At 73.1% G+C, this 22171-nt stretch carries 25 protein-coding genes; 21 read left to right on the forward strand and 4 right to left on the reverse strand.

The genetic code is table 11. The features are described 5' to 3' along the window. The first annotated feature begins 622 nt into the window (after positions 1-622). The 6 genes from ACQ614_RS20080 to ACQ614_RS20105 all read left to right on the forward strand — a co-directional run bounded on the left by ACQ614_RS20080 (position 623) and on the right by ACQ614_RS20105 (position 3743). Positions 623-934, forward strand: a complete 312-nt coding sequence (locus ACQ614_RS20080; protein WP_431679889.1) for a MoaD/ThiS family protein — start codon at positions 623-625, stop codon at positions 932-934. Positions 935-1025: 91 nt separating this feature from the next. Then, on the forward strand, positions 1026-1715 hold the full coding sequence (locus ACQ614_RS20085) for an LmeA family phospholipid-binding protein (protein ID WP_431679890.1): 690 nt from the start codon (positions 1026-1028) through the stop codon (positions 1713-1715). Between the two features lie 232 nt (positions 1716-1947). Then, positions 1948-2028 (forward strand): putative leader peptide, encoded by an 81-nt coding sequence (locus ACQ614_RS20090; protein WP_350637490.1) that lies wholly within the window; start codon positions 1948-1950, stop codon positions 2026-2028. A 217-nt stretch (positions 2029-2245) separates the two neighbouring features. After that, positions 2246-3082 carry a sulfurtransferase gene (locus ACQ614_RS20095; RefSeq protein ID WP_431679891.1) on the forward strand — a complete coding sequence of 279 codons (837 nt, stop codon included), beginning with the start codon at positions 2246-2248 and terminating at the stop codon, positions 3080-3082. A 35-nt stretch (positions 3083-3117) separates the two neighbouring features. Further along, a complete protein-coding gene (locus tag ACQ614_RS20100; RefSeq protein ID WP_095873619.1) occupies positions 3118-3408 on the forward strand; it encodes a DUF1416 domain-containing protein in 291 nt (96 codons plus the stop codon). Between the two features lie 62 nt (positions 3409-3470). Further along, on the forward strand, positions 3471-3743 hold the full coding sequence (locus ACQ614_RS20105) for a DUF3099 domain-containing protein (protein WP_363488569.1): 273 nt from the start codon (positions 3471-3473) through the stop codon (positions 3741-3743). Positions 3744-3761: 18 nt separating this feature from the next. On the opposite strand, the gene ACQ614_RS20110 is transcribed toward ACQ614_RS20105, so the two are convergent. Continuing rightward, positions 3762-4124 carry a DsrE family protein gene (locus tag ACQ614_RS20110; RefSeq protein ID WP_431679892.1) on the reverse strand — a complete coding sequence of 121 codons (363 nt, stop codon included), beginning with the start codon at positions 4122-4124 and terminating at the stop codon, positions 3762-3764. Between the two features lie 300 nt (positions 4125-4424). On the opposite strand from ACQ614_RS20110, the gene ACQ614_RS20115 reads away from it, so the two are divergent. The 3 genes from ACQ614_RS20115 to ACQ614_RS20125 all read left to right on the forward strand — a co-directional run bounded on the left by ACQ614_RS20115 (position 4425) and on the right by ACQ614_RS20125 (position 6551). Continuing rightward, a complete protein-coding gene (locus tag ACQ614_RS20115) occupies positions 4425-5009 on the forward strand; it encodes an FABP family protein (RefSeq protein WP_363488573.1) in 585 nt (194 codons plus the stop codon). Positions 5010-5116: 107 nt separating this feature from the next. After that, entirely contained in the window at positions 5117-5566 is a 450-nt protein-coding gene (locus ACQ614_RS20120; RefSeq protein ID WP_431679893.1) for a Fur family transcriptional regulator, read from the forward strand. 10 nt (positions 5567-5576) lie between these two features. After that, complete coding sequence (locus tag ACQ614_RS20125) at positions 5577-6551, forward strand: YgfZ/GcvT domain-containing protein (protein WP_431679894.1); 975 nt, start codon at positions 5577-5579, stop codon at positions 6549-6551. A gap of 13 nt (positions 6552-6564) precedes the next feature. On the opposite strand, the gene dtd is transcribed toward ACQ614_RS20125, so the two are convergent. Continuing rightward, positions 6565-6996: a D-aminoacyl-tRNA deacylase gene (dtd, locus tag ACQ614_RS20130; protein WP_431679895.1), complete on the reverse strand. Its 432-nt coding sequence runs from the start codon at positions 6994-6996 to the stop codon at positions 6565-6567. A 338-nt stretch (positions 6997-7334) separates the two neighbouring features. Between dtd and ACQ614_RS20135 the strand changes: the two genes are divergently transcribed. The 3 genes from ACQ614_RS20135 to ACQ614_RS20145 all read left to right on the forward strand — a co-directional run bounded on the left by ACQ614_RS20135 (position 7335) and on the right by ACQ614_RS20145 (position 9218). Continuing rightward, the gene (locus ACQ614_RS20135; protein WP_431679896.1) at positions 7335-7844 is read left to right on the forward strand and encodes an ABC transporter substrate-binding protein; all 510 of its coding nucleotides are present in this window, start codon (positions 7335-7337) and stop codon (positions 7842-7844) included. Between the two features lie 57 nt (positions 7845-7901). Then, entirely contained in the window at positions 7902-8852 is a 951-nt protein-coding gene (locus ACQ614_RS20140; protein WP_431679897.1) for an asparaginase, read from the forward strand. A gap of 150 nt (positions 8853-9002) precedes the next feature. Then, entirely contained in the window at positions 9003-9218 is a 216-nt protein-coding gene (locus ACQ614_RS20145) for a dodecin (protein WP_363488585.1), read from the forward strand. Between the two features lie 138 nt (positions 9219-9356). Here ACQ614_RS20145 and ACQ614_RS20150 read toward each other — a convergent pair whose 3' ends face one another. Further along, positions 9357-9848 (reverse strand): inorganic diphosphatase, encoded by a 492-nt coding sequence (locus tag ACQ614_RS20150; RefSeq protein ID WP_431679898.1) that lies wholly within the window; start codon positions 9846-9848, stop codon positions 9357-9359. 128 nt (positions 9849-9976) lie between these two features. On the opposite strand from ACQ614_RS20150, the gene ACQ614_RS20155 reads away from it, so the two are divergent. The 7 genes from ACQ614_RS20155 (at position 9977) to folE (ending at position 17648) form a co-directional block, all read left to right on the forward strand. Beyond that, positions 9977-10921: a D-alanyl-D-alanine carboxypeptidase gene (locus tag ACQ614_RS20155; protein WP_431679899.1), complete on the forward strand. Its 945-nt coding sequence runs from the start codon at positions 9977-9979 to the stop codon at positions 10919-10921. After that, a complete protein-coding gene (dacB, locus tag ACQ614_RS20160; protein WP_431679900.1) occupies positions 10879-11427 on the forward strand; it encodes a D-alanyl-D-alanine carboxypeptidase/D-alanyl-D-alanine endopeptidase in 549 nt (182 codons plus the stop codon). Before ACQ614_RS20155 ends, dacB begins: the two co-directional genes overlap by 43 nt. 80 nt (positions 11428-11507) lie before the next feature. Continuing rightward, positions 11508-12674 (forward strand): zinc-dependent metalloprotease, encoded by a 1167-nt coding sequence (locus ACQ614_RS20165; protein WP_431679901.1) that lies wholly within the window; start codon positions 11508-11510, stop codon positions 12672-12674. Positions 12675-12913: 239 nt separating this feature from the next. Beyond that, a complete protein-coding gene (tilS, locus tag ACQ614_RS20170) occupies positions 12914-14038 on the forward strand; it encodes a tRNA lysidine(34) synthetase TilS (protein ID WP_431679902.1) in 1125 nt (374 codons plus the stop codon). Between the two features lie 62 nt (positions 14039-14100). Continuing rightward, on the forward strand, positions 14101-14655 hold the full coding sequence (gene hpt / locus ACQ614_RS20175) for a hypoxanthine phosphoribosyltransferase (RefSeq protein ID WP_363488595.1): 555 nt from the start codon (positions 14101-14103) through the stop codon (positions 14653-14655). A 221-nt stretch (positions 14656-14876) separates the two neighbouring features. Continuing rightward, a complete protein-coding gene (gene ftsH, locus ACQ614_RS20180) occupies positions 14877-16922 on the forward strand; it encodes an ATP-dependent zinc metalloprotease FtsH (protein ID WP_431679903.1) in 2046 nt (681 codons plus the stop codon). A 120-nt stretch (positions 16923-17042) separates the two neighbouring features. Further along, positions 17043-17648, forward strand: a complete 606-nt coding sequence (gene folE, locus ACQ614_RS20185) for a GTP cyclohydrolase I FolE (protein ID WP_431679904.1) — start codon at positions 17043-17045, stop codon at positions 17646-17648. A 10-nt stretch (positions 17649-17658) separates the two neighbouring features. Here folE and ACQ614_RS20190 read toward each other — a convergent pair whose 3' ends face one another. Then, positions 17659-18846, reverse strand: coding sequence for an alpha/beta hydrolase (locus ACQ614_RS20190; RefSeq protein ID WP_431679905.1), 1188 nt, complete (start codon positions 18844-18846; stop codon positions 17659-17661). A 436-nt stretch (positions 18847-19282) separates the two neighbouring features. Here ACQ614_RS20190 and ACQ614_RS20195 point away from each other — a divergent pair, with 436 nt between their 5' ends. Further along, complete coding sequence (locus tag ACQ614_RS20195) at positions 19283-21139, forward strand: phosphatidylglycerol lysyltransferase domain-containing protein (protein ID WP_431679906.1); 1857 nt, start codon at positions 19283-19285, stop codon at positions 21137-21139. A 118-nt stretch (positions 21140-21257) separates the two neighbouring features. Next, positions 21258-22115 (forward strand): dihydropteroate synthase, encoded by an 858-nt coding sequence (gene folP / locus ACQ614_RS20200; RefSeq protein ID WP_431679907.1) that lies wholly within the window; start codon positions 21258-21260, stop codon positions 22113-22115. Positions 22116-22171 lie beyond the last annotated feature (56 nt).

Below are 22171 nucleotides of genomic sequence, written 5' to 3' on the forward strand. Positions count from 1 at the left end.
ACGCCTGCGGTCACGGCCGGCGGACGCGGGAGCGGTGGAGGTGGAGGGTGTGCTCGCAAGGCGTCGGGGAGTCGTTCCGGCGGATTCGTGGGCGCGCACGGCACAGCGGGGCGCACGGCAGAGGTCCCGCAACCCCTGGCGTACCGTTCCTGCCCTGCCCATCCGCGAACCTTCCGGTCTGCTCCCGCGCCGGGCGGGGGCCCGGCGCCGGTCCTGACGCCCCGTCGGACCACGCGCACTCCGTTGTGCCGCTGTCCTCGGGGTGTTCCCGCTCCCGGCGCGGGTGGTGCGCCGTTCGCAAGAACGTCCGTACTGGCGTCCTGAAAGCACAAAAGGACCCGGGGGCGACTCTGCCCGGATCCCTTACGCGTCGAGAATAGCCGACCACACCCCGCTCCGGGAGGGGCGTACGGGAGTGGTGGGCCACACGGCGCGCGCCCCCGGGGCGTTCGGAGGCCCGCATTCCGCCCGGCCGAACTGCACCGTTACCGCCCGGACGGGCCGTCGGGCCATCATGGGGGCAGCGCACCGGCCGCACCGTACGTGTACACCTGTGGCGTGGGCGGGCCGGCGGACGGAGCCGGGCCGCTGCACCGGGCGAGGACGACGAGGAGGGCTTGCCATGGGCACCACCGCCGCAGCTTCACCCCGGGGAGTGGTTCCGGAGGCCGTGCGGGTGACCGGGACGATCCGCTACTGGGCCGCCGCCAAGGCGGAGGCCGGCACCGCCGAGGAGCCGTACGAGGCCGCCACGCTCGCCGAGGCGCTGGCCGCGGTGCACGAGCGCCACGCCGACCGCCCGCGGCTGCTCCAGGTGCTCGGGCACTGCTCGTTCCTGGTGGACGGCGAGCAGGTCGGCACGCGCGACCGCGCCGGGGTGCTGCTGACCGAGGGCGGCACCGTGGAGGTCCTGCCGCCCTTCGCCGGCGGCTGAGCCCGGCCGGCGCCCAGGAACCGCAGGGGTCGGCCGATCGTCGTAGGTCTCCGAACGGCACGGCGACACGGAGCGACCATCGGGGAGAGAGATGCGCGGCTGGCTGAAGTTCACGATCGGCCTGGCGGCCCTGGCAGGCCTGCTGGCCGGTGCGGACCGGATAGCCGCGGGGGTCGCCGAGGACGAGGCGGCCGACAAGCTGGCCGGCAGCGGCCGGATGTCGCAGCGGCCCACCGTGCACATCGACGGTTTCCCCTTCCTGACCCAGGCCCTCGCCCGGGAGTTCGACGACGTGCGGCTCTCCGGCGAGGGCATGACGGTGGGCAACGGCAACGAGCAGGTGGCGCTGCGCTCGTTCAGTGCCCGGCTGTCCGGTGTGGCGGTCGGCGACGACTACCGCAGCGCCACCGTGCGGCACGGCACCGGCACCGGTCTGATCAGTTATGCCGATGCGGCGCGGCTGGCGGCACCGGCCTCCGGTGTGCCGGGCGCCGACCGCCTGGAGCTCTCCTACGGCGGCCCCGGCAAGATCAAGGCCTCGCTGATGGGCGTCTCGATCGGCCAGGGCGACGTGCACAGCAAGGGCAACACCATCACCGCGGACGGCTTCAAGCTGACCGGCATGGGTTCGCTGCTGAACGGCCCGCTGGCCGGGAAGCTCGGCGCGCGCAGCTTCACCCTGACCGAGCTGCCGGCGGGGCTGAACCTCGCGGGTGCGGTGCCGCAGCCGGACGGCCTGCAGCTCACCTTCCAGGGCGACAACGTCCGCGTGATCGGCTGATCGACACTCCGGCCGACCCCTTCCCGCCCCTCCGATCGTCCCGCTCTGCGAGACGCACTGTCCAGCCCCGGCGTCCGAGCGGCCGTCCGGGGCCGTTCCGTGCGTGCGCCGGGGCCGCGTTCTCGCTGGCCGCGGCGGCGGCAAATCGGCAAATCCCAGTATTCGGGCCATTCGGTCTCATTATTTGACACGCTGATGACAGCGGGCGTTCCGGGTCCCTAGCATCGTCGACATGAAGCGACAGGCGGATCTCACGAAGCGGCGGGCGGTAGACCTGTGCCGCGTGTCCACCTGCCTGTGTCGAATGCGCTGACCGGGCAGCTCTGACCAGCCCGTCAGGCCCCGCCCGCCCCGCATGCCGGGCCCCGTACGGCCCGCTCCCGAGCCGACGGCTCCCCGGCGCCCATGACCCGAACCGCACGACAGGCCCATGACCTGCAGTGTCCGAACTGTGGACACCTATTCGGAACCGGGCCCTTCGAGCACCCCCAGCAGCCTTCCGCAAACCGCCCCCGGATGGAGACATCACCATGAGCCGCAGCGACGTCCTGGTCGACGCCGACTGGGTCCAGGCCCGCCTGGACGACCCGCAGGTCGTCATCGTCGAGGTCGACGAGGACACCTCCGCCTACGAGAAGAACCACATCCGCAACGCCGTCCGCATCGACTGGAAGAAGGACCTCCAGGACCCGGTGCGCCGCGACTTCATCGACCAGGCCGGCTTCGAGGCGCTGCTCAGCGCCAAGGGCATCGCCAACGACCAGACCGTGGTGCTCTACGGCGGCAACAACAACTGGTTCGCCTCGTACGCCTACTGGTACTTCAAGCTGTACGGCCACGGCGACGTCCGCCTGCTCGACGGCGGCCGCAAGAAGTGGGAGCTGGACTCCCGCGAGCTGGTCGTCGAGGTGCCCGAGCGCGCCGTCACCGAGTACAAGGCGCAGGCCGCCGACAGCTCGATCCGCGCCTTCCGCGACGACGTGATCAGCGCGATCGGCAACCTCAACCTGGTCGACGTGCGCTCGCCCGACGAGTTCTCCGGCAAGCTGCTCGCCCCGGCCCACCTTCCGCAGGAGCAGTCGCAGCGCCCGGGCCACGTGCCGAGCGCCAAGAACATCCCGTGGGCCAAGAACGCCAACGACGACGGCACCTTCAAGAGCGACGACGAGCTGCGCGCGCTCTACCAGGAGGAGGGCGTGGACCTGGCCAAGGACACCATCGCCTACTGCCGCATCGGCGAGCGCTCCGCGCTCACCTGGTTCGTCCTGCACGAGCTGCTGGACCAGCCGAACGTGAAGAACTACGACGGCTCCTGGACCGAGTACGGCAGCCTCGTCGGCGTGCCGATCGAGCTCGGCTCCAACTGAGCCCCGGCTGGAACCGTAGGAAGGGAAGACAAGACATGTGCGGTGCGAAGGCCGGCGGCCCGGACCTGGCAGGAGTTGACGTGGCAAGCGAGACCATCATCCAGGGTTCGGTGACCCGCGACGGCGAGCCGGTCAACGGCTACGTCCGACTGCTCGACGAGGGCGGCGAGTTCACCGCCGAGGTGCCCACCTCGGCCACCGGGCAGTTCCGCTTCTTCGCCCGTCCGGGCAAGTGGACGCTGCGTGCACTGGTGCCGGGCGCGACCGTCGACCGCCAGGTCGTCGCCGCCCAGGGCGAGTTCACCGAGGTCGCGATCGCGGTCTGACCTCCGGAGACCGGTGCTGTGGCCCCCTGCCGTGCAGGGGGCCACAGCCATACCCTGGAGACGTGCAGGCACACCAGCGGCACGTCCGCTACTTCGTGATGATGGGCGTCTGCCTCGGCATGTTCGTCCTGGCCTGGGGCGTCGTGCGCCTCTGGTCCGTCCCGGCCGCGGTCGGGATGTGCCTGTTCGCCATGGTCATCCCGCCGCTCGCCGCGGTGTTCGCCAACAAGCGCGACCCGGACGACGACTGGTGGAACGACCCGCGCTGGGACGACCCCGGCTGGAACAGGCCCGGCCACGACCGGGACCGCCCCGACCACGAGCCCCGTCAGTAGAGCGGCCCGCGAGCTCCGTCAGTAGACCAGCGCCTGCACCCCGTCCTGCATGATCTCGCTCAGGAAGACCTGGGCGCCCGCGATGCGGACACCCTTCACGGTGTCCTTCTCCGTGATGTCCCGGCGCGCCGCGCACTGGGTGCACAGCGTCACCGTGCCCGCCGCGAGCACCGACTCCAGCAGCTCCGGCAGCGGCGCCGCGTGCGGCAGCTCGAACTCCGCCGCCCGCCCCGGCAGCGCGAACCAGGACGACTCCCCGGTCAGCCAGAGCGAGACCTCCACGCCGCTGGCGACGGCGACCGCCGCCACCGTGAACGCCTGCGAGCAGCGCTCCGGCGCGTCCGCCCCGGCCGTGACCTTGATGACCAGCTTCTTCGACATGCCGCCCAGACTATCGACGGCGTGGCGGGGCTCACCGAGACCGGCCGGAGGGCGGCCGATAGACTCGCGACGTCCTTCGTCTATCTGTCCGCCCGCCCGCAATGGAGCGCCTCGTGTCCGGTCTGGAAATCTTCTTCGACAGCCTGCTCGCTCTGATGGCCGTGCTGATCACCTGGTTCGCCATCTTCTCCGTGATGAAGCTGTACCAGGGCCAGCGCTGACGCTGCCCGGACTGCCGTACCGTTGGGTCCAGGGCCTGTTCTTGTGGAACGGGCCGACTCCGACGACAGCAGCAGGAAAATGATCGAGATCCCCTCAGACCTCCACCGTGACGTCGTCCCGCTGGCCTTCCTCCTGGGCACCTGGGAGGGCGCCGGCGTCTACGACTTCCCGGGTACCGAGAAGTGCAACTTCGGCCAGGAGGTCGTCTTCCGGCACGACGGGCGCCCGTTCCTGGAGTTCCGCTCCCGCACCTGGGTGCTGGACGAGCAGGGCGAGAAGGTCCGCCCGCTGGAGAACGAGCACGCCTTCTGGCGGATCACCAGCAACCAGCACGGCACCTCCGGCGAGCGCGAGATCGAGGTCTCGTCCGTCCGCGACGACGGCACGGTCGAGGTCTGGTACGGCAAGCTGCACGACGGCAAGCCGCAGATCGACCTCGCCACCGATGCGGTCGCCCGGATCGAGGGTGCCGCACCGTACACCGGCGGCAAGCGCCTGTACGGCATGGTCAAGGAGGAGCTGCTCTGGGTCGGCGAGAAGGCCGCCCCCGAGGTTCCGCTGCGGCCGTACATGTCCGCCCAGCTGCGGAAGGTGCTCAGCCCCGCCCAGCTGATCAAGGACATCAACGACCTGCCGGACGACGGCATCGCCTTCTTCCGCTGACCGCCGCGGGGCCGCCCCCGCACGGCGCAGGCCGCACGACGTAGGGACCGGCCGTACGGTCGGTCCCTACACTTGTCCCATCACCTCGAACCGGGCAGGGACCTAACGTGGCGAACACCGACACCCCCACCGACTGGAAGAGCGACCTGCGGCAGCGCGGCTACCGGCTGACCCCCCAGCGCCAGCTCGTCCTGGAGGCCGTCGACGTGCTGGACCACGCCACCCCGGACGAGATCCTCGGCCACGTCCGCAAGACCGCCAGCGGGGTCAACATCTCCACCGTCTACCGGACGCTGGAGCTGCTGGAGGAGCTCGGCCTGGTCTCGCACGCCCACCTCGGCCACGGCGCCCCGACGTACCACCTGGCGGGCCGCCACAGCCACCTCCACCTGGTCTGCCGGGACTGCGACAAGGTCACCGAGACGGACACCGCGATCGCCGCGCCGCTGATCGACAGCCTGCGCGCCCAGCACGGCTTCGACACCGACCTCAAGCACTTCGCGATCTTCGGCCGCTGCGCCGACTGCACCGAAAAGCGCCGCGCCGAGCAGTCGTAAGCTGGCCGGTATGACCGGAACCAAGAGCCCGCTGCTGGACCTGCCCGGTGCCGTCCCCGCCGAGGGGCCCGACGAGGGCGTCGCCGCCCACTACGGCGACTTCTTCCGCGAACAGCGCGAGCTCGCCGCCGGCCGCGGCTTCGTCGACCTCTCGCACCGCGGGGTGGTCACCGTCGGCGGTGCCGACCGCCTCTCCTGGCTGCACCTGCTGCTGACCCAGCACGTCAGTGCGCTGCCCCCGCAGCAGGCCGCGGACGCGCTGATCCTCTCCCCGCACGGGCACGTCGAGCACGCCCTCTACCTGGTCGACGACGGCACCACCACCTGGCTGCACGTCGAGCCCGGCACCGCCCCCGCACTGCTTGCCTACCTGGAGAGCATGAAGTTCTTCTACCGGGTGGAGATCGCCGACGCGACCGCCGACTTCGCCGTGGTGCACCTGCCGGCCGGCTCCGCCGCCAGTGCCGACGGCGCCGCCGCCGTCCGCGAACTCCCCTACGGGCGCGACCTGTTCCTCCCGCGGGCGGAGCTGGAGAAGCTGACGGCCGGTTACGGCCCGGCGGCCGGCGTCTGGGCGTACGAGGCGCTGCGGATCGAGGGGCACCGGCCCCGGCTCGGCTTCGAGACCGACCACCGCACCATCCCGCACGAGGTCGACTGGCTGGCCACCGCCGTCCACCTGCAGAAGGGCTGCTACCGCGGCCAGGAGACGGTCGCCCGGGTGCACAACCTCGGCCGCCCGCCCCGCCGCCTGGTCTTCCTGCACCTGGACGGCACCGAGGAGAAGCTGCCGCCGCACGGCGCCGAGGTCCGGTTGGCCTCGGACGGCGAGGACGGTCGGGTGCTCGGCTTCGTGACCTCCTCGGCCCGGCACTGGGAGCTCGGCCCGATCGCGATGGCGCTGGTCAAGCGGAACGTGCCGGTCGACGCGGTGCTGGTGGCCGACGGCGTGCCCGGCACCCAGGACGTGATCGTGCCGCAGTAGCCCGCGGCCGGCCTCAGATCTCCAGCAGCACGGTGAACGGTCCGTCGTTCACCAGCGACACCTTCATGTCCGCCCCGAACCGCCCGGTCTCCACCTTGGCGCCCAGCGCCCGCAGCTCGGCCACCACCGCGTCCACCAGCGGCTCGGCGACCGGGCCGGGCGCCGCGGCGTTCCAGGTGGGCCGGCGGCCCTTGCGGGCGTCGCCGTACAGCGTGAACTGACTGATCACCAGCAGCGGTGCGCCCAGCTCCTCGCAGGAGCGCTCGGGGGTGCCCTCGAACAGCCGCAGCGTCCACAGCTTGCGGGCCAGTTGGGCCGCCTTCGCCGGGGTGTCCTCGTGCATCACGCCGACCAGGACGCACAGCCCCGGCCCGTCGATCGCACCCACGCACTCGCCGTCCACCCGGACGGCGGCCTCCGACACCCGCTGCACCACTGCTCGCATGCCGCCATTCTGCCGGAGGCGCACACAGGCCCGGCGCGCGCCGGGTCGTGCGCGCGTGCGCCAGTGTCGGCGCAGGTCAGCGAGCAGCCGCCAATTGTCGTACCAGCCATGGCGGTTCGCCAGGGGGGCCGTTCGGGTGCCGGGCGGTGCGCGGCCACCCGCCGGGGTGGCACGCTGTCGGTGGGCCCACTCGGGACGCGGCACGTTCGAACGGACCGGCTCCCCGGCCGCGCGGCTAGCCCGAGCGGGTGGCACCGGGCCCCGCCGGGAACTCCCCGGGGGCTGCGGGCGTGCTCTGTTCGGGCCGCACACGGCGCAGGAACTTCGGCAGGTGGTGGATGGACGCGAGCGACATCGGCGGGCTGGGCCTCGACCGGCTACGGACGCTCCGGCGGGACGCGCAGGAACAGGAGGCCGACCTCTCGTACCTCCGGCGCCTGCTGCAGGGCCGGATGGACATCCTGCGGGCCGAACTGGCCGGCCGCCGGGTGCCGCACCAGCCCGCCCCGCCCGTCCCCGCGGACCTGGTCGACCGGCTGCCGGCCATCCTGGCCGACGCGCCGTCCTCCGTCCGGCGCCCGGCCCGGCACGTCACCCTGGGCCCGCCGCGCGGCGAGCAGTACCGGCGGGAGGCCGACGCGCTCATGGGGGACGTCCGGCTCGCCGACCTCGCTGCGCACCCCACGTCGGCCCTGCTGGCGGCCGTCGAGCGGCTCGCCCGGCACGAGCGCGAGGTCTCCGGCCGGCGCCAGCGGCTGCAGCGGACGGCGGACGACTGCAGTGCCGAAATCACCCGCAGGTACCGTGAGGGGGAAGCACGGGTCGACGACCTGCTCACAGGGGGCTGAGGAGCGGGCGGCGGCCGGGCCACCCTCACCCAGTGCACAGCCGTCAGGAGTACCCGCATGCCGCAGTCCGCCCTGCCCGCCCTCGCCGAAGTCATACGCTCCGGCTTCACCGAGGGCCGCCACCGCGGCTCCCTCGTCCTGCTCGCCGCCGACGGCAGCGTCGAGTACGCCCTCGGCTCGCCCGAGGCAGCGGTCTTCCCCCGCTCCACCGCCAAGCCCTTCCAGGCGGTCGCCACCCTCCGGGCCGGCCTCGCCCTCGACGGCGAGCTGCTCGCCCTGGCCGCCTCCAGCCACTCCGCCGAGGAGTTCCACCGGGACGCCGTCCGCGCTGTGCTGGCCGGCGCCGGGCTCACCGAGGCCGACCTGCTCACCCCGGCCGACCTCCCGCTCGACCGGGTCGAGGCCGAGCTGCTGCTGCGCTCCGGCGGCGCCGCCGCCCCGATCCTCATGGACTGCTCCGGCAAGCACGCCGGCTGGCTGGCCGCCTGCGCCGCCAACGGCTGGGACACCGCCGACTACCTCGACGCCGCCCACCCCATCCAGCGGCTGGCCCGCGAGGCCCTGGAGGAGGCCACCGGCGAACCGGCCGCACACGTCGGCACCGACGGCTGCGGCGCCCCGCTGCTCGCCGTCTCGCTGACCGGCCTGGCCCGCGGCTACCGCGCCCTGGTGCTCGCCGAGCCCGGCACCCCGCAGCGCCGCGTCGCCGACGCCATGCGCGCCCACCCGGAGTACGTGGCCGGCACCCGCCGCGCCGACACCTGGCTGATGCGCGCGGTGCCCGGTGCGCTGTCGAAGATGGGCGCCGAGGCCGTCCAGGTGGTCGCCCTGGCCGACGGCCGGGCCCTCGCCTTCAAGATCGAGGACGGCGCCGAGCGCGCCCGCGGCCCGGTGCTCGCCGCGGCACTGCGCCGGCTGGGCGTGGAGGACGAGGTGCTGGCCCGGATCGGTGCCGAGCCGCTGCACGGCGGCGGCACGGTGGTCGGCGAGGTGCGCGCCGCCTTCTGACGCATCCGCGTCCGGGCGCGGCGGCTCCCGGGGCACCCGCCGGCCGGGTCCCCCGGGCGGCGGCTCGGCGCGCGGGCCACGGCGTCCTGCGGCACGGTGGACGAGGGCCCGTCACACCACCCTCGCCACACCACCGCTGGGAGATGCGCCATGACCGACCACGTCTACCGAGTCACCGAGATCGTCGGCTCCTCGCCCGAGGGCATCGACGCGGCGATCCGCAACGGCATCGAGCGGGCCTCCCGCACCCTCCGCAACCTCGACTGGTTCGAGGTGACGCAGGTCCGGGGGCACCTCGCGGACGGCCGGATCGAGCACTACCAGGTCGGGCTGAAGGTCGGCTTCCGGCTGGACGACGCGGGCTGACGGCACCCGGGCGGCCGCACGCCGCCGGCGCCGCCCGCCCGCCGGGCGCGGGCGCCCGCGCGCACGCACGAGGGCCGGGGCGAGCACACCTGCTCGCCCCGGCCCTCGTCACCTCGGACGACCGAGGGGAGGGACGGCTCAGTGGCCGCCCTTTTCCTCCAGGCGCTTGATCGAGGCCTCGATCTCGGCCTCGGCCTCGACGCGGCCCACCCAGTTGGCACCCTCGACCGACTTGCCGGGCTCCAGGTCCTTGTAGACCTCGAAGAAGTGCTGGATCTCCAGGCGGTCGAACTCCGAGACGTGGTGGATGTCCCGCAGGTGCTCCCAGCGCGGGTCGGTCGCCGGGACGCAGAGCAGCTTGTCGTCGCCGCCGGCCTCGTCGGTCATGTGGAACATGCCGACGGCGCGGCACTTGATCAGGCAGCCCGGGAAGGTCGGCTCGTCCAGGATGACCAGCGCGTCCAGCGGGTCGCCGTCCTCGCCGAGCGTGCCCTCGACGTAGCCGTAGTCGGCCGGGTAGCGGGTCGAGGTGAAGAGCATCCGGTCGAGACGCAGGCGACCGGTCTCGTGGTCGACCTCGTACTTGTTGCGCGAGCCCTTCGGGATCTCGATCAGGACGTCGAACTCCAAGGTTCCTCCAAGGTAGAAACTGACAGAATCCAGTGTCTCGCACGGCAGGGAGTGCTCGGGAAAGGGGCCGGTCGGTGAACGAGGGTGCACGGGTGGGGCGGGCCCGGAGAGCCGCAGCCGCCGGAGCCGTGGCGACGGTGCTGGCGGTCCTCGCGGCGGCGACCGCCCCGACGGCCGCCGCGGCCCGGCCCACGCCTTCCCCGGGCCAGCAGGGCCGGCACCACTCCGGCGACGACGTCGACGGCACCCGGCGCCGTGCCGGCGACAACAGGAACGACGGCAGGGGCGGCAAGGGCACGGCCGGGCGCCACCGGGCCACCCCGGTCAAGGGCCCGGTGCTCGCCGCCACCGGCACCACCGCGGACCCGGTGGGCGCCCCCACCGGCCCCGGCGTGCAGAACGCGCTCGGCACCAGCGTCCGGGACGGCTCCCTCGGCACGCTGAACTTCGCGGTCGCCGACGCCGCCACCGGCAAGCTGCTGTACGGCTCCGGCGAGAACACCCCGGCCACCCCGGCCTCCACCACCAAGCTCGCCACCGCGGTCGCCGCGCTCGCGCTGATCCCGCCGACCACCCGGCTCTCCACCACCGTGGTGCGCGGGGCCGAGCCCGGCACGATCACCCTGGTCGGCGGCGGCGACCCGACCCTCACCGTGCTGCCGGCCGACCAGATCCGGATCGGCGGCCAGCTGGTGGACGCCGACACCGCCCCGGCCTCGCTCGCCGACCTCGCCTCCCGCACCGCCGCCGCGCTCCGCGCGGCCGGCACCACCACGGTGAAGCTCGGCTACGACACCTCGCTGTACACCGGCCCGCTGCTGCACAAGGAGCACGACGCCACCAACATCGCCGCCGTCACCCCGCTGATGGTCGACGAGGGCCGGATCGACCCCAAGTCCCCCGACGAGGCCCCGGCCCGGGTCTTCGACCCCGCCGGGCAGGCCGCGGCGGCCCTCGCCGACCGGCTCCGCGCCGAGGGCATCACCGTGACGGGCACCCCGGCCAGGTCGGCGCCGCCGTCCTCGCCGCGGTGCGGTCGCCGACCGTCCCCCGGCTCATCGAGCGGCTGCTGACCACCTCCGACAACACCCTGGCCGAGGCCGTCGCCCGGCAGGTCGCCATCGCCGCGCACCGGCCCGCCAGCTTCGAGGGCGCGGCCGCCGCCACCGTGCAGGCGCTGGAGCGGCTCGGCGTGCCGACCGCCGGCGTGGTGCTGAACGACGGCAGCGGGCTCAGCCAGGACAACCGGATCCCGCCGGTCACCCTGACCCAGCTGCTCGCCCGCGCCGCCGCGCCCGACCACCCCGAACTGCGGCCGGTGCTCACCGGCCTGCCGGTGGCCGGCTTCACCGGCACGCTGGCCAACCGCTTCGGCGCCCGCTCCGGCGCCGCCGAGGCGGCCGGCATCGTCCGGGCGAAGACCGGCACGCTGTCCGGCGTGGTCACCCTGGCCGGCACGGTCGTCGACGCGGACGGCCGGGTCCTGGCCTTCGCGCTGATGAGCCGGACGTCCGGCGGGGACGCCAGGGCCGCCGTGGACCGGATCGTCGCCCGGATCGCCGCCTGCGGCTGCCGCTGACCCACTCCGCCGGGGCGACCGGCCGGGACGGCGCGGCAGGTTCCCTCCCTCCACCGGCCCGGAGCACGTACGGTGAGGGCATGACGAGCGGTAGCGGCGGAGCAGGAATGGTCGACTGGAACCTCGCGGTCGCGACCGCCACCCGGCTGGCCAGGCCCGGCCCGGAGGTGACCCGGGAGGAGGCCGTCAAGGTCGTCGCCGAGCTGCGCCGGCACGCGCTGGAGGCCGAGGAGCACGTGCGCGCCTTCACCGGGCTGCAGCCGGCCCGGCTGGCCGACGCCGAGGCCACCCCGGTCCTGGTGGTGGACCGGCCCGGCTGGGTGCGGGCCAACGTGGCCGGCTTCCGCACCATCGTCCAGCCGCTGGTGGACCGGATGCAGGCGCGCCGCGGCGACGGCACCGGCGCACAGGTCTTCGGGGCCATCGGCGAGAAGGCCACCGGCATCGAGGTCGGCGCGCTGTTGGCGTTCCTGTCCACCAAGGTGCTCGGCCAGTACGAGACCTTCGCACCGGCCGAGCTGCCGCCCGCGCCGGACAGCCCGGCCGGGCTGTTCGACAAGCCGCGGCGCGGTCCCGAGCCGCCCGGCCCCGGCCGGCTGCTGCTGGTCGCCCCGAACATCGTCCAGGTCGAGCGGGAGCTCGACGTCGACCCGCACGACTTCCGGCTCTGGGTCTGCCTGCACGAGGAGACCCACCGCACCCAGTTCAGCGCGGTGCCGTGGCTGCGCGACCACATCCAGTCCGAGGTGCAGTCCTTCCTGGCGCAGACCGACATCGACCCGGGCGCGCTGCTGGAGCGGGCCCGGGAGGCCGTCGCGGACGGCTTCCCCGGCCTCGGCGGCCGCGGGGACGGCTCCGGCCCGCAGACCCTGCTGGAGGCCGTGCAGTCGCCCGGCCAGCGCGAGGTGCTGGGCCGGCTGACCGCCGTGATGTCGCTGCTGGAGGGCCACGCGGACGTGGTGATGGACGGCGTGGGCCCGGCCGTGGTGCCGAGCGTCGGCGAGATCCGGGAGAAGTTCCAGCGCCGCAGGGACCGCGGCGCCGGCCGGCTCGACCTGGTGCTCCGCCGGCTGCTCGGCATGGACGCCAAGCTGCGGCAGTACCAGGACGGCGCGGTGTTCGTCCGCGGCGTGGTGGAGCGGGTCGGCATCACCGGCTTCAACCGGGTCTGGACGTCGCCGAACACCCTGCCGACCAAGGAGGAGATCCACGACCCGGCCGCCTGGGTGGCCCGGGTGGCCCGCTGAGGCAGGCGAGTCCGGCCCGTACAGATGCCCCCACCCGGGCGGACGGCGGCCGAATGAACGTTTCTCCATTCACCCGTACGTGGGACGGTGGAGACGGCGCTGGCGCGCACGGCCTGGCAGCGGCCCACTATCTGCGACCATCTGTGAGCGCCCGGTGACCGTGAGCGTGCGAGGTCCCCGCCCCGCCGCCCGGGCCGGTCCGCCCGTCCCCTCCCCCTCTCCGTCAAGGAGTGCACCCCGTGGGCCCTCACCCTGCCGTCGCGGCGATACGCCTCGCCGTCCGCCGCACCCTCGCCGAGCTCGCCGCCGAGGCCGGCGTCGAAGCCGGCGCCCCGGTCCGCGCGCCGCAGAGCCGCCCGGCGACCCCCGCCCTGGTGCCGGCCGGTGCCACCGCCCTGATCGGCAACGCCCGCCGCCACCCCTCCGGGCTGCCCCGCACCCCCGCCGCCCCCGGCTCCCCGCTGGTCCTGGTCGCCGTCAGCGGCGGCGCCGACTCCATGGCACTGGCCACCGCGACCGCCTTCGAGGCGCCCAAGCTCGGCCTGCGGGTCGGCGCCGTCACCGTCGACCACGGCCTGCAGCCCGGCTCCGCCGAGCGCGCCGAGCAGGTCGCGGTACGGCTGCGCGAGCTCGGCCTGGACCCGGTCGAGGCCGTCCCCGTCCTGGTCGGCCGCGAGGGCGGCCCGGAGAACGCCGCCCGGGACGCCCGCTACGCCGCCCTCGACGCCGCCGCGGACCGCCACGGCGCCCTCGCCGTGCTCCTCGGCCACACCCGTGACGACCAGGCCGAGACGGTCCTGCTGGGCCTCGCCCGCGGCTCCGGCGCCCGCTCGCTGGCCGGCATGCCCGCCCAGAAGGGCCGCTACCGCCGCCCGCTGCTCGAACTCGACCGCGCCGCCACCCGTCAGGCCTGCTCCGCGCAGTCCATCCCGGTCTGGGACGACCCGCACAACTCCGACCCGGCGTACACCCGGGCCCGGGTCCGCCACGAGGTGCTGCCGGTGCTGGAGAAGCACCTCGGCGGCGGCGTGGTCGAGGCGCTCGCCAGGACCGCCAGGCTCTTCCGCGACGACGCCGACGCACTCGACCAGTGGGCCGTCCTCGCCGAGCGCGACCTCCGGACGGCCGAAGGCGGCCTGGACGTCGGAAAGCTCTCCGAACTGCCCTCCGCCGTCCGCCGCCGGGTGCTGCGCCGGGCCGCTCTGCGCGCGGGCTGTCCGGCCGGAGACCTCTTCGCCCGCCACCTGGAGAGCGTCGACCTGCTCGTCACCGGCTGGCGCGGCCAGGGCCCGCTGCACCTACCCGGGGGGGTCGAAGCGAGCCGCCGGTGTGGCACGCTGGTGTTTCGGCGACAGAGCGACTAGCGGCAACGCGTCGCAGGGCCGCCGCCGACACAGGACCCCGAACGTTTGAGGACGTATCCCCGGTGGATCAGAACGACATGGGCGCCGACCTGGCGAAGGTGCTCATCAGCAAGGACGAGATCGACGCCAAGCTGCTTGAGCTGGCCGAGCGGATCGACCGGGACTACGCCGGACGGGACCTGCTGCTGGTCGGTGTGCTCAAGGGCGCCGTCATGGTGATGGCCGACCTCGCCCGGACGCTGCACTCCCAGGTGACCATGGACTGGATGGCCGTCTCGTCGTACGGGATGGGCACCAAGTCCTCCGGTGTGGTCCGGATTCTCAAGGACCTCGACACCGACATCGCCGGCAGGGACGTGCTGATCGTCGAGGACATCATCGACTCCGGTCTGACGCTGTCCTGGCTGCTCGGCAACCTCGGCTCGCGCCGCCCCGCCTCCCTGGAGGTGTGCACCCTGCTGCGCAAGCCCGACGCCGCCAAGGTCGAGATCGACGTCAAGTACGTCGGCTTCGACATCCCGAACGAGTTCGTCGTCGGCTACGGCCTCGACTACGCGGAGAAGCTGCGCAACCTGCCGTTCATCGGCACCCTGGCGCCGCACGTCTACGGCGGCTGACGACCGTCCGGGCGACGGGTGGGAACAGTGCACCGTTCCCACCCGTTGTGCCGACGTAGGAAAATACGTCGTGCCGACTCGTGCTCCCGCCGCGTGCGGGTGGTACTGCGGTACGGTCCAATGAACTGCTCTTCTCATGAGCACATCCGAATGCGCCGGTGGCCGAGGCCGCGCAGCGCCGTTGAGTGGCAGGAGGGACGGGGCGGCAACGCCCCGCATGGATGGACGTCAAGCGATACTTCCGCGCGCCGATCATGTGGATCGTGCTGGCCGTCCTCGCCGTCATCGTGCTGATGCAGGTCGTCTCGGACTCGAGCGGCTACAAGACGGCGGACACCGGCCAGGTCATTGCCGCGATCAACAACAACCAGGTCAAGCAGGCGCAGCTCACCACCGGTGACTCCAACCTGATCAAGATCGAGCTGAAGGACGGCCAGCAGCTGCCGGCCAAGGCCAACGGCAAGGCTCCCAGCGGCAGCAAGTTCCAGGCCTCGTACGTCTCGGACGGCCAGGCGAACGACATCGCCGACACGCTCCAGCAGTCGTACAAGAACGGCCAGCTGCCCAACAACTACACCGTCACCCCGGAGCGGCAGTCGACCTTCGTCAGCCTGCTGCTGTCGATGCTGCCGATCGTCATCATCGTCCTGGTCTTCCTGTTCCTGATGAACCAGATGCAGGGCGGCGGCTCCCGGGTCATGCAGTTCGGCAAGTCCAAGGCCAAGCTGCTCACCAAGGACACCCCGAAGACCACCTTCTCCGACGTGGCGGGCGCGGACGAGGCGGTGGAGGAGCTCCAGGAGATCAAGGAGTTCCTGCAGGAGCCGTCCAAGTTCCAGGCCGTCGGCGCCAAGATCCCCAAGGGCGTGCTGCTGTACGGCCCGCCCGGCACCGGCAAGACCCTGCTGGCCCGTGCGGTGGCCGGCGAGGCGGGCGTGCCGTTCTACTCCATCTCCGGTTCCGACTTCGTCGAGATGTTCGTCGGTGTCGGTGCCTCCCGGGTGCGCGACCTGTTCGAGCAGGCCAAGGCGAACGCCCCGGCGATCATCTTCGTCGACGAGATCGACGCCGTCGGCCGGCACCGCGGTGCGGGCCTCGGCGGCGGCCACGACGAGCGCGAGCAGACCCTGAACCAGCTGCTCGTCGAGATGGACGGCTTCGACGTGAAGGGCGGCGTCATCCTGATCGCCGCCACCAACCGCCCCGACATCCTGGACCCGGCGCTGCTGCGCCCGGGCCGCTTCGACCGGCAGATCGCGGTCGAGCGCCCCGACCTCCAGGGCCGCCTGGACATCCTCAAGGTGCACCAGAAGGGCAAGCCGATCGCGCCGGACGTCGACCTGTCGGCCGTCGCCAAGCGCACCCCCGGCTTCACCGGTGCGGACCTCTCCAACGTCCTGAACGAGGCGGCCCTGCTGACCGCCCGCTCGGACAAGAAGCTGATCGACAACCTCGTCCTCGACGAGGCGATCGACCGCGTGGTGGCAGGCCCGCAGAAGCGCACCCGGATCATGTCCGACCGGGAGAAGAAGATCACCGCGTACCACGAGGGCGGCCACGCCCTGGTCGCGGCGGCCTCCCCGAACGCGGACCCGGTCCACAAGATCACCATCCTGTCCCGCGGCCGCGCCCTGGGCTACACGATGGTGCTGCCGGACGAGGACAAGTACTCGACCACCCGCAACGAGATGCTCGACCAGCTGGCGTACATGCTGGGCGGCCGCGCAGCGGAGGAGCTGGTCTTCCACGACCCGACCACCGGCGCGTCCAACGACATCGAGAAGGCCACCGCCACGGCCCGCGCGATGGTCACCCAGTACGGCATGAGCGAGCGCCTCGGCGCGATCAAGTTCGGCTCCAGCGACTCCGAGCCGTTCCTGGGCCGCGAGATGGCCCACCAGCGCGACTACTCCGAGGAGATCGCCGGGCTGGTGGACGAAGAGGTCAAGAAGCTCATCGAGAACGCGCACAACGAGGCCTGGGAGATCCTGGTCGAGAACCGCGACGTGCTCGACAACCTCGTGCTGGAGCTGCTGGAGAAGGAGACGCTGAACAAGGAGCAGATCGCCGAGATCTTCGCTTCGATCGTGAAGCGCCCCGCCCGCCCGGCGTGGACGGGCTCCTCCCGCCGCACCCCCTCCACCCGCCCGCCCGTGCAGTCCCCGAAGGAGCTGGCGCTGACCAACGGCGTCGTCGCCTCCCACGAGGCCGCCCCGGTGGACGTCGTGAAGCTGCCGCCGAGCGGCGAGGGCAGCACCGAGGGCTGACCGGCCGCACCCGTACGGAATGAATGCCGCGCCACCGGGGTTTGTACCCTGGAGGCGCGGCATTCGTGCTGCCGGGCCCCTGTGCCCGAAATCGGACACCTACAGGCAAGCGAGGCCCGCATGATCGACCCGGTGACTCTCGAAGGCGAGACCGCCGTCGGGCACTTCGACCAGAAGCGCGCGGAGAACGCGGTCCGCGAGCTGCTCATCGCCGTCGGAGAGGACCCGGACCGCGAGGGGCTGCTGGAGACGCCGGCCCGGGTGGCGCGCGCCTACAAGGAGATATTCGCCGGGCTCTGGCAGGAGCCGGAGGACGTGCTGACCACGACCTTCGACATCGGCCACGACGAGATGGTGCTGGTCAAGGACATCGAGGTGTTCTCCACCTGCGAGCACCACCTGGTGCCGTTCCGCGGCGTGGCGCACGTCGGCTACATCCCGTCCACCAGCGGCAAGATCACCGGCCTGTCGAAGCTCGCCCGCCTGGTCGACGTGTACGCCCGCCGGCCCCAGGTCCAGGAGCGGCTGACCAGCCAGGTCGCCGACGCGCTGATGCGCATCCTGGAGCCCCGCGGCGCGATCGTCGTCATCGAGTGCGAGCACATGTGCATGTCCATGCGCGGCATCCGCAAGCCCGGCGCCAAGACGCTCACCTCGGCCGTCCGCGGCCAGCTGCGCGACCCGGCCACCCGCGCCGAGGCGATGAGCCTGATCGCCGCCAGGTAGCCCCGAGGGGCTACTGCCGGGGCTCGCGGTCCGGCGGCGGGGCCAGGTGGTCGCTCATCCACTCCAGCGCCGCCGGCAGCTCCCGCCGCCAGGTCTCGAAGCTGTGGCCGCCGTCGTCCAGGAAGAGCGAGTCCGCGGTGAACTGCGGGTTGTTCGCCGCGACCTGCTGGGCGGCGGCCAGGAACTGCTGGGTCGTCTGGTAGTTGTCCTCCGTCCTGGTGCTGATCAGCAGCAGGGCCGCGTGCGGGGCCGGCAGGTTCTTCAGCCGCCAGTTCAGGTCGGACTGCGAGGCGGCCTGGGCGTCGCCGTGGAAGAGGTCGCCGTCCGTCCAGCGGTCGTTCGGCACCTGGTAGTCCGCATGCAGACCGGCCGCGTTCGGGAAGGCCTCCGGGTTGCGCATCGCCAGCCGCAGCGCGCAGCTGCCGCCGGTGGAGTAGCCGAACACCCCCCAGGAGCCGGCCGAGTGGCTCGCCCGGTACGCCGAGCGGATCGCGGCCGGCAGGTCCTTGGCGAACCAGGTCTCCGAGCGCGGCCCGCCGCCGGCCACGTCCACGCACTCGGTGTTCCGCGGCTGCGCCACCGTCGGGCGGGCCATCACCACGATCGTCGGCGACATCCGGCCCGCCCGCTCCAGCTCCGACACCGTCTGCGGCACCCGCAGCCCTTCCACCAGGTGCAGCGAGGGCCCCGGGTACCCGCCGATCGCCAGCATCACCGGGAACCGTTCGCGTGCGTACTTGGGGACGAAGTACTCCGGCGGCAGGTAGACGAAGACCTGGTCGGACAGCCCGGACTCGGTGCCCGTCACCTTCACCGAGTCGACCCGTCCGACCTCCTCCGGCTTCCCGTCCGGCAGCACGTCCTTCACCGTCTCCAGGCCGCCCTCGGGGGTCGGCTCGACCAGCTTCCCGGAGTCCGGCGCCGCCCCCTTGGCGTGCTCCGAGCTGGTCAGCGCCAGCGCCGCCCCGCCGGGGTGCAGCAGGTCGTTCCACGAGGTGTAGAAGCTGTACGAGTTGTTGACCGCCAGGGCCAGCACCCCCAGCACCGACGCCTGAACCACCGTCAGCAGACCCAGCCGCCCGAGCATCGGCAGCGGACGCTGGCGGGCCAGCCGGGGCCACAGCCAGAGGGTGGCGACCAGGGCCGCGGCCGCCGTCGCGATCAGCGAGTACACCAGCGACCTGCTGGTCAGTCCCATGGCGGAGCCTTCCATCCGGCGGGGGTGGGCCAGGGTTCATCGTCCGTTCGCCCACGGCCCGGGGCCACCGGGGATAGCCTGACCGGGCGTCGGATTCCCGCCCTGGCGGGGGAGCCGATCCGGCTGCAACCGAGGCCCTAGAATGCGGCGTCCACCGTGTGTAGTGCGTGAACCACCGTCCCGTTGCGACGGCGCCCGTGAGCCGTCACCCGCTACCGCCCCGCCCTCCGGCCGCCCGGTCCCACACCGGCCCGTCCGGCGGCGGACCCACCCGTCCCCAGGCTCCCCCCGGCCCGGAGGCGCCCGTCCGGCACACCCGCCGGCAGGCCCTTCCCGACCGGCGGATTGCCCGATCAAGGAATAGGCATGAAGGTCCATCACAACTCCTACTTCGGAGTGACAGGACGAGCCGGATCAGCCCCTACGCTGAGCTTCCATGAGCGTTCCCGTGTCCGTTGAGCCGTCGACCGAGCAGCCCCGCCGCAGCGGGCTGCAGACGCTGCGCACCCAGGCCGCGGCGGTCCCCCGCGCCTGGCTCCCGGGCGTGGTCGGCTACGCGTGCCTGCTGATCGGCCTGCTCGACATCTGCAGCGCCGTCTTCCCGAGACTGCGCCACACCCGGATGCACACCTTCGCCGGCCAGCTGCCCGGCGCGACCACCACCCTCGCCGCGGCCGGCACGCTGATGGTCGGCGTGCTGCTGGTGCTGCTCGCCCACGCCCTGCGCCGCCGCAAGCGGCGGGCCTGGCGCGCGGTCTGCGTCCTGCTCCCGGTCGGCGCCGCCCTGCACCTGCTGCGCTGGCACCAGACCGTCCCCGCGGTGATCTCGCTCGTGCTGTTCGCCGTGATCCTGGTGCACCGCCGCGAGTTCTACGCCAAGGCCGACCCCCGCACCCGCTGGCGCGCGGTCGCCAACCTGGTCGTCATGGGCGCCTTCAGCGTCCTGCTCGGCCTGCTGATCGTGAGCGTCCACCCCAAGTCGGAGGTCGGCGACCCGTCGATGACGCAGCGCCTGGAGGAGACCCTCTACGGCCTGTTCGGCTTCGACGGCCCGATCCAGTACGGCTCCGACCGCGTCACCGACCTGGTCGGCTACTCGCTCGGCGCGCTCGGCCTGCTGACCGCCTTCACCACCGGCTACCTGGCGCTGCGCCCGGAGAAGCCCGAGCCCGAGCTCACCGCCGAGGACGAGGTCCGGGTGCGCGAGCTGCTCGACCGGCACGGCAAGCGGGACTCCCTCGGCTACTTCGCGCTGCGCCGCGACAAGAGCGTGCTCTTCTCGCCCTCCGGCAAGGCCGCCATCTCCTACCGCGTGGTGTCCGGCGTGATGCTCGCCTCCGGCGACCCGGTCGGCGACGTCGAGGCCTGGCCCGGCGCGATCAAGGTGTTCATGGCGGAGGCCCGCGAGCACGCCTGGGTGCCCGCCGTGATGGGCTGCAGCGAGGTCGGCGGCGAGGTCTGGACGCGCGAGGCCGGCCTCGACGCGCTGGAGCTCGGCGACGAGGCGATCGTCGACACCTCGACCTTCTCGCTGTCCGGCCGGGCCATGCGCAACGTCCGGCAGATGGTGAAGCGGATCGAGCGCAACGGCTACTCCTGCCAGGTCCGCCGGGTCGGCGAGCTCACCCTGGAGGAGAAGCGGCAGATCGCCGACGCCGCCTGCCGCTGGCGCGGCACCGACACCGAGCGCGGCTTCTCCATGGCGCTCGGCCGCTTCGGCGACCAGGGCGACGACGCGTGCGTGGTCGTCACCGCCCACAAGGCGCCCGAGGAGGGCGAGCCGGCCGGCCCGCCCGGCAGCGACCTCAAGGCCGTGCTGCACTTCGTGCCCTGGGGCCCCGACGGAATCTCGCTGGAGCTCATGCGCCGCGACCGCGAGGCCGACCCGGGCCTCAACGAACTGCTCATCGTCGCCGCCCTGCAGGCGGTGCCCGCCATGGGCGTCCGCCGGGTCTCGCTGAACTTCGCGATGTTCCGCTCCGCCCTCGCCCGCGGCGAGCGGATCGGCGCCGGTCCGGTGCTGCGCGCCTGGCGCGGCCTGCTGGTGTTCCTCTCCCGCTGGTTCCAGATCGAGTCGCTGTACAAGTTCAACGCCAAGTTCCAGCCGGAGTGGGAGCCCCGCTTCCTGGTCTACAAGCAGACCCGCGACCTCCCGCGGATCGGCTTCGCCGCGATGCAGGCCGAGGCCTTCATCACGCTCGGCATGCCCCGCCTGGGCCGGCCGAAGCAGCGGCAGGGCCTCATGCCCGAGCCCGACCTGACCCGGCCCGCCTCGGTGACCGAGGCGGCCTGACCCCCGGCCGCGCACGGCGGCCCGCTCCACCCGCCCGCGGCGGGCACCGGCCCACGGTGCCCGCCGCAGGCGCGTCCGGCGGCCGGTCCGCCCCCGGCGGTGGCTCGATAATGGCCCCATGGACAACCCGCTGCCCGGCCTCCCGACCCTCGACCGCTGCGCCGTGATGGGGGTGGTCAACGTCACCCCGGACTCCTTCTCCGACGGCGGCCTGTGGCTCGATCCCGCCGCCGCGGTGGCGCACGGGCTCCGGCTGACCGCGCAGGGCGCCGACCTGATCGACGTCGGCGGGGAGTCCACCCGGCCGGGCGCCCAGCGGGTCACCGAGCAGGAGGAGCTGCGCCGGGTGATCCCGGTCGTCCGCGAACTCGCCGCCGCCGGTGCGGTCGTCTCCGTCGACACCATGCGGGCGCGCGTCGCCGCCGAGGCCGTGGCGGCCGGTGCCAGGCTGGTCAACGACGTCTCCGGCGGCCTCGCCGACCCGGCGATGGCCGAGGTCGTCGCCGCCACCGGCGCCCCCTTCGTGGTGATGCACTGGCGCGGCCAGTCCGCCGACATGGACTCCCTCGCCGTCTACGACGACGTGGTCGCCGACGTCACCGCCGAGCTCACCGCCCGGATGACCGCCCTGCTGGCCGCCGGCGTCAAGGAGGAACAGCTCGTCCTCGACCCCGGCCTCGGCTTCGCCAAGACCAGCGAGCACAACTGGGCCCTGCTCGGCCGGCTCGACGCGCTCACCTCGCTCGGGCGCCCGGTGCTCGTCGCCGCTTCGCGCAAGCGCTTCCTGGGTACGCTGCTCGCCAACCCGGAAACCGGGGAGCTGCGCCCGGCCAGGCAGCGGGACGACGCCACGGCGGCCGTCTCGGTGCTCTCGGCCCGGGCCGGTGCCTGGGCCGTCCGGGTGCACGACGTGGCCGGCACGGCGGACGCCGTACGAGTGGTCGCGGCCTGGCAGCAGGCCGCCCGAAGGGGGTAGGCGTGGCAGAAGCCCGGCAGGAGGCACAGTGCGAGGCGACGGCGAGGCGGATGCGC

The sequence above is a fragment of the Kitasatospora dryopteridis genome (genome assembly GCF_050749075.1).
In the GTDB taxonomy this organism is placed as follows: domain Bacteria; phylum Actinomycetota; class Actinomycetes; order Streptomycetales; family Streptomycetaceae; genus Kitasatospora.